This is a genomic window from Pseudomonas viridiflava (assembly GCF_900602065.1).
Taxonomy (GTDB): Bacteria; Pseudomonadota; Gammaproteobacteria; order Pseudomonadales; family Pseudomonadaceae; genus Aquipseudomonas.
On record NZ_UWFN01000328.1, the window covers coordinates 297,280 to 304,098 of the forward strand.

A 6,819-nucleotide genomic window follows, 5' to 3' on the forward strand; every position below is an offset into this window, starting at 1 on the left:
GCCTGAGGTTGGACCCTGCCGCACTCACCACTTACCCCCGTATGAATGAATAAAGCAGACTTTCCGCAACGGCGCGTTTTTTTTGCAAGATGTTGCCTGCCACCTTTACTTGGCGGGTACGTCGTCTAGCATGGCTAGGGTCTCGCGCAACGTCTCCCCCGCAGTCTCAAGGATGGTCGCCCCATGCCGTTCAGGTCATGAAGACCCAGAAGCGGTGACCGCTCTATCCTCTTGAATGGAGTTGAAAGCCATCGTATGAAAGCAATCGTTACCGGTATTACAGGGCAGGATGGAGCCTACTTGAGCGAATTGCTGCTCGAAAAAGGCTACACCGTCTATGGCACTTACCGCCGCACCAGCTCAGTCAATTTCTGGCGTATCAATGAGCTGGGCATTCAGAACCACCCCAACCTGCACCTGGTTGAATACGACCTGACTGACTTATCGGCCAGCATCCGTTTGCTGCAGAAAACCGAAGCCACGGAAATCTATAACCTGGCCGCCCAGAGCTTCGTCGGCGTTTCGTTTGAGCAGCCGTTCACGACGGCAGAAATTACCGGTGTGGGCGTCGTTAACCTGCTGGAAGCCATTCGTATCGTTAACCCGAAGATTCGCTTCTATCAGGCATCCACCTCCGAGATGTTCGGCAAGGTGCAGGCCATCCCGCAAATTGAAAGCACGCCTTTTTACCCGCGCAGCCCTTATGGGGTGGCCAAGCTTTATGCGCACTGGATGACCATCAACTACCGCGAGTCCTATGGCATTTTTGGCACCAGCGGGATTCTGTTCAATCACGAATCACCTCTGCGCGGGCTGGAGTTCGTGACCCGCAAAATTACTGACTCTGTGGCCAAGATCAAACTGGGCCAGCTTGAGTCATTTTCACTGGGCAACATGGACGCCAAGCGCGACTGGGGCTACTCCAAAGAGTACGTGGAAGGCATGTGGCGCATGCTTCAGGCTGACGAGCCGGACACCTTTATCCTCGCCACCAACCGCGTAGAAACCGTACGGGACTTCGTCACCATGACGTTCAAGGCCGTCGGCATGGACATCGAGTGGAAAGGCACAGGAGAAGAAGAGCACGCGCGGGATAGCGAAACGGGCAAGGTACTGGTGACGGTCAATCCGAAATTTTATCGCCCGAACGAGGTCGAACTGCTGATCGGTGACCCGGCCAAAGCCAAGAAAATTCTCGGCTGGGAGTCTAAAACCACGCTTGAGGAGCTGTGCCGAATGATGGTTGAAGCAGACCTGCTGCGTAACGAAAGAGGCATCAGCTTCTGATGAGTATTGCTGGCAAGCGCGCGTTGATTACCGGCATTCACGGTTTTACCGGCCGCTACATGGCCGCAGAACTCAAAGCCCAGGGCTGTGAGGTCATCGGCATTGGTCGTCAGCCCTCTGAAGAAGCGGGTTATTACCAGGTCGATCTGGCGGACACTGCAGCACTGCAAAAGCTGTTGGCCGAAATCCAGCCTGACATTGTGGTGCATCTTGCCGCAGTGGCATTTGTCGGACATGGAGTGGCGGATGCGTTTTATCAGGTCAACCTGATTGGCACTCGCAACCTGCTGGAAGCCATCGATGCGTGCGGCAAAACCCCGGACTGTGTGCTGATCGCGAGCAGCGCGAATGTCTACGGCAACACGTCAGAAGGGTTGCTGAATGAAGCCACCGCGCCTTCGCCTGCCAATGATTACGCTGTCAGCAAAATAGCCATGGAGTACATGGCCAGCCTCTGGCATACCCGCCTGCCTATCGTCATCGCCCGCCCGTTCAACTACACCGGCGTGGGGCAGGACGAGAACTTCCTGTTGCCCAAGATCGTTTCCCACTTTTTGCGCAAGGCGGACAGGATCGAGCTGGGCAACCTCGATGTGTGGCGAGACTTCAGTGATGTGCGCGCGGTGGTCAGTGCGTATCGGGGTTTGCTGGAAGTTCAGCCTATCGGCCAGACCATCAACGTCAGCTCGGGCGTCACTCATTCGCTGCGCGAAGTGATCGACATGTGCAGCGAAATCACCGGGCATCAAATCATCACCGAAGTGAATCCGGCGTTTGTCCGGGAGAATGAAGTGAAGACGTTGTGCGGGGATAACTCGCGCCTGCGCGGCCTGGTGCCGAACTGGCAGACACCGCCGCTGAAAGAGACGTTGCGGTGGATGTTGGAAGGCTGATGCACGGCTAATGACCCACATCTTGAATTGGAATGGGAATCCTCTGTGGGAGCTGGGCTTGGCCTGGGCGGCATTCCGACGATAAGGCTGGCGCGATTCTCTTTAGATCGCGTCCAGCCTTATCGTCGGAATGCCGCCCAGGCCAAGCCCGGCTCCCACAGAGGAGAGCATTTCAATTTAAATGATAAGCACCGCCAATCAGTGCAACGAAGCCTCTCTCGATTTCGCTACATCCTCAGCCTTCACTTCACCGTTGCTCTGCCCAAACCGGCGCAATACAAACGTGCTGACCGCTGCCAGCTCGGTGTCGTTGTAGGCGCGGGCGAAGTCGGGCATGCGTTGGTCGGCGCGGAGCATGCCTTGGGTGTGGCCTTCCAGCAACGTTGCCATCAGGTTGGTGCCTGCCGGGTCGTTGACTGTTTTCAGACCAATCAAGGTCGCAATGGCCGACTGATTACCCGTGCCGTCCAGGCGGTGGCAGCCCACGCAGGAGTCGGTGAAGACCTTGTTGCCCAGGCCTTTTTCCGGCTTGTCGTTAACGGCAGCCGTCGGCCGCGGCACACCTTCGCTACGTGCAGGTGTGGACTTGAGGTACACGACGATGGCGTTCACGTCTTCCGGCGTCAGGTAGCGCAGGCTGTGTTCGACAGCATCCGCCATCGGCCCACCCGCACCGCCATAACCCGGCGCGTAACCTTTGGACAGGTAGCTCACCAAGGCTTCCTGCGGCCAGGCACCGATCCCGTGTTTCGGGTCAGAGCTGATGTTGTAAGCGCGCCAGTTGCCAATTTCGCCACCGGCCAGGGATTTGCCGCTGCTCATGGCCTGGAAGATATTGCGCGGCGTGTGGCATTCGCCGCAGTGGCCAGGGCCTTGAACCAGATAGGCGCCACGGTTCCATTCGGCCGACTGCTTGCTGTCAGGCACAAACCGCTCGTTACCGGCAAAGATCGCGTTCCAGAAGAACATGCCCCAGCGCTGGTTGAACGGGAACGCCAGATCATTCTCTTTCGGCTTCTGGCTGATCGGCTCAAGGCTGAACAGATAGGCCTTGATCGCCAGAATGTCTTCACGCGGCATCAGCGTGTAAGAGGTGTACGGGAACGCCGGGTAGTAATGCTTACCGTCTTTGCCGACACCTTTTTGCAGGGCACTGACGAACTCGTCGTCGGTCCAGTTGCCAATCCCGGTTTCTTTATCGGGGGTGATGTTGGGCGAATACAGCGTACCGAATGGCAGCTTGAATTCCAGCCCACCGGCAAAGGGTTTACCACCCGGTACCACGTGACACGCCACGCAATCAGCCGCACGAGTCAGGTACTCGCCTTTGCTGATGAGGCTTTGATCCGCAGCCTGAGCCGTGAGCGCAAAGCTTGCACCCAGCACGGCGAGCGCATAATTCAACGTTTTCATAACAGCGCTCCTCAAAGAGTGAAATAGCCGAAACGGCTCAGTGGCAAACGACGCTCGCGTACTTTCGACGCGGCGAACACGGCATTGACCAACGCGGCAGCGGCAGGCACTGCACCGGTCTCACCGACACCACCGGGGCTTTCTTCACTCTTGATCACATGCACCTCAACAGGCGGTGCATCACTCATGCGGATTTGCCGATAGGCGTGGAAGTTGGTCTGCACCACCTGGCCTTTCTCGATGAGGATTTCGTTGAACAGCGCAGCCGACAGGCCGAACAATGTGCCGCCTTCCATCTGCGATTCAACAGACCTCGGGTTGGTGGCAAAGCCGCAATCCACCACGGTGATCAGGCGCTTGATGCGCATCCCTTTGTTAGCCTGCACTTCCAGCTCGACGATGGTCGCCACGAAGCTGCCAAACACTGCGCTGACCGCAACGCCACGACCGTGACCGGCTGGTAAAGGGGTCTTCCAGTCCGCAAGTTCTGCGGCCTTCTTCAGCACGGCCTGAGCGCGGGGTTGCTCCTGCATCAGGCTCAGGCGGTATTCAACCGGATCAACTTTGGCGTTGTGCGCCAGCTCGTCGATGAAGCTTTCGACGGCGTAGGTGCTGCGCAACGGCCCGACGCCACGCCACCATGAAACCGGAATGACGTCCGGGTCTTGGCGGATGTAGCGCACTTGCAGGCTGTCCAGTTTGTAGACCGGATCGATGGCCACTTCGACGGCGTCAGCGTCCACGCCGCTTTCCGGCAGCTTGCCGACGTAGGCAGCCATGACTGAAGCGCCAGCGATGCGATGTTCCCAACCAACGGGTTTGCCGTCCTTGCCCAGCGCTGCATTCATGCGATCCACGTAATGCGGGCGGTACTTGTCGTGGGTCATGTCCTCTTCGCGGCTCCAGATCAGTTTGATCGGGTAGCTGAGCTGTCGAGCAATGTCCACGGCCTGGAAGATGAAGTCCGACTCCAGACGACGGCCAAAGCCGCCGCCGATGAGCTGGTTGTGGATAACTACTTTATCCACAGGCAAACCGGCAACCTTGGCCGCGCCCATTTGCGCGAAGCCAGGGGCTTGGCAACCGACCCACAGCTCGCACATGTCAGGGCGAACGTGGGCCACACAGGTCATCGGCTCCAGCGGCGAGTGAGACAGGAACGGTTGCTGGTACACGGCTTCGAACTGGCTTGAGGCGTTCTTCAGCGCCGCGCCGATATCACCGGTCTGCTTGGCGAACACGCCGTCTTTGGAACTGGCATCCAGCAGCTCCTTGTCCAGCTGTGCGGAATCAATCGACGCATGCGGACCGAGGTCCCATTCGATTTCCAGCGCCTTGAGCGCTTGCTGGCAAGACCAGAAATTGGTCGCGGTAACGGCGACGGCATTCTCCAGGCGGACCACATCGCGCACGCCGGGGACTTTACGGGCCGCCTCGTCTTTCACGCTGCGCAGCTTGCCGCCGTGGACCGGGCAGGTCAGCGACGAAGCGATGAGCATGTCGGGGATTTTCACGTCGATGGTGAACTGCGCCGAGCCGTTGACCTTGTGCGGCGTGTCCAGACGTTGGGCGGAAGTGCCCAGCAATTTGAAGTCGGCGATAGCCTTGAGCGGCACGTCCTTGGGAACCGGGAGCGCAGCAGCGGCTTCGACCAGTTCGCCATAGGCGAGTGACTTACCGTTCGGGCCCAGTACCTGGCCGTTTTCGGCACGGCACAGGCTTGGCGCGACGTTCCAGCGAACGGCGGCGGCTTCGATCAGCAGAACGCGTGCGGTTGCTCCGGCTTTGCGCAATGGCTCCCAGGTGTAGCGGGTCGATGAAGAACCGCCGGTGGCCTGGAATTGCAGAATGTTATCGGTATACAGCGCAGCGTCGGGAGGCGACTCTTCAATCCTCACCGAGCTGAGCGGGACTTCCAGCTCTTCAGCGACCATCATCGCGATGCCGGTCTGCACGCCCTGACCCATTTCGATTTTCGGCGAGATCACTGTGACCTGGCCGTCGAGTGCTACGCGCACAAAGGCACCGAAGCCCGGTGAGGCCTTGTCACCCAGCCGTGCAGCGCTCACGGCCTCGGCCGCCATGCTGCGTGTTGCCAGTGGCGGGAGCCAGGTGCTGATCACCAGCCCGCCCAACGAAAACGCGCCACCCTTGAGCAGCCCGCGGCGCGACACCGTCGCTGCAGATCCTTTTACTTCTGACATGGTGTCTTCCTTCAGGCCTGACTGACGCTTTTGATCGCGGCACGAATCCGCGTGTAGGTGGCGCAACGGCACAGATTCCCGGCCATGGCCTCGGTGATCTGTTCATCGTTGGCATCAGGATGCGCCTGCAACAACGCCACAGCAGACATGATCTGCCCCGGCTGGCAGTAACCGCATTGCACGACTTCATGGGCGAGCCAGGCTTTTTGCACTTCCTGACCGACCGGCAATTCGCCGACCGCTTCAATGGTGGTGACTTTGCGTCCGGCCACGGCACTGACCGGCAATACGCAAGAGCGCACGGCCTGGCCATCCAGATGCACCGTGCACACGCCGCACTGGGCAATACCGCAGCCATATTTGGTGCCTGTCAGGCCCAGCACGTCGCGCAGGACCCAGAGCAAAGGCATGTCTTCAGCGACATCCAGCTCATGCTGCTGACCATTGATCAGTAGTGTTTGCATCGTAAAACCTCTGGCATTCATCACGGTTAGCCGCTGATACGTCGGGTTGGCGACGCTGGTCCACAGCGGTGTCGGTTCTGTACGGTTTTTCTGTGATCACCCGGATCGTTGCCGGGTGATTTAAAAGTAGCGTGCCTATGACAACCCCGGAGGGATTAATCCGGTTGGCAGAAGCAAAAAAAGAAAGACAGTTGGCATGGCAGCCGCTCTACGGCGTGACTTGCGCAATACCTTGACGAGGATCGTCAGCAATACGGTCGTTCGCGAATAGTACGCTTGTGCTTGCTGGGGACGAAATGCCTATAACTCCGGGGTTCGTGCCTTAAGCACCGGGTTTGGGGGTATGGAGCGCGATTCTATGTTGAAAGTCTGTGTCTGCGTGCAAACACAACTCCTGTGGGAGCGAATTCATTCGCGAAGAGGCCGGTACATCCGCTGCTTAATATGTTGCCTGAAATACCGTCTTCCCGAATGAATTCGGTCCCACAGGTTCGGAGCCAGACGCAAATCCCCGTGGGAGCGAATTCATTCGCGAAGAGGCCGGTACATCCGCTGCTT

At 58.5% G+C, this 6,819-nt stretch carries 5 protein-coding genes; 2 read left to right on the forward strand and 3 right to left on the reverse strand.

What is annotated here, in order from left to right; genetic code table 11:
- The first annotated feature begins 255 nt into the window (after window positions 1-255).
- On the forward strand, window positions 256-1,287 hold the full coding sequence (gene gmd / locus EE949_RS25620) for a GDP-mannose 4,6-dehydratase (RefSeq protein WP_122666865.1): 1,032 nt from the start codon (window positions 256-258) through the stop codon (window positions 1,285-1,287).
- A complete protein-coding gene (locus EE949_RS25625) occupies window positions 1,287-2,180 on the forward strand; it encodes a GDP-mannose 4,6-dehydratase (RefSeq protein WP_122666866.1) in 894 nt (297 codons plus the stop codon). Before gmd ends, EE949_RS25625 begins: the two co-directional genes overlap by 1 nt.
- A gap of 198 nt (window positions 2,181-2,378) precedes the next feature.
- Here EE949_RS25625 and EE949_RS25630 read toward each other — a convergent pair whose 3' ends face one another.
- From EE949_RS25630 to EE949_RS25640, 3 genes are read right to left on the reverse strand one after another with little or no spacing between them, the layout of a single operon-like run.
- Entirely contained in the window at window positions 2,379-3,593 is a 1,215-nt protein-coding gene (locus EE949_RS25630; protein WP_122666867.1) for a cytochrome c, read from the reverse strand.
- Window positions 3,594-3,604: 11 nt separating this feature from the next.
- Window positions 3,605-5,797: a xanthine dehydrogenase family protein molybdopterin-binding subunit gene (locus EE949_RS25635; protein WP_122666868.1), complete on the reverse strand. Its 2,193-nt coding sequence runs from the start codon at window positions 5,795-5,797 to the stop codon at window positions 3,605-3,607.
- A gap of 11 nt (window positions 5,798-5,808) precedes the next feature.
- Window positions 5,809-6,261, reverse strand: a complete 453-nt coding sequence (locus EE949_RS25640; protein ID WP_122666869.1) for a (2Fe-2S)-binding protein — start codon at window positions 6,259-6,261, stop codon at window positions 5,809-5,811.
- Window positions 6,262-6,819 lie beyond the last annotated feature (558 nt).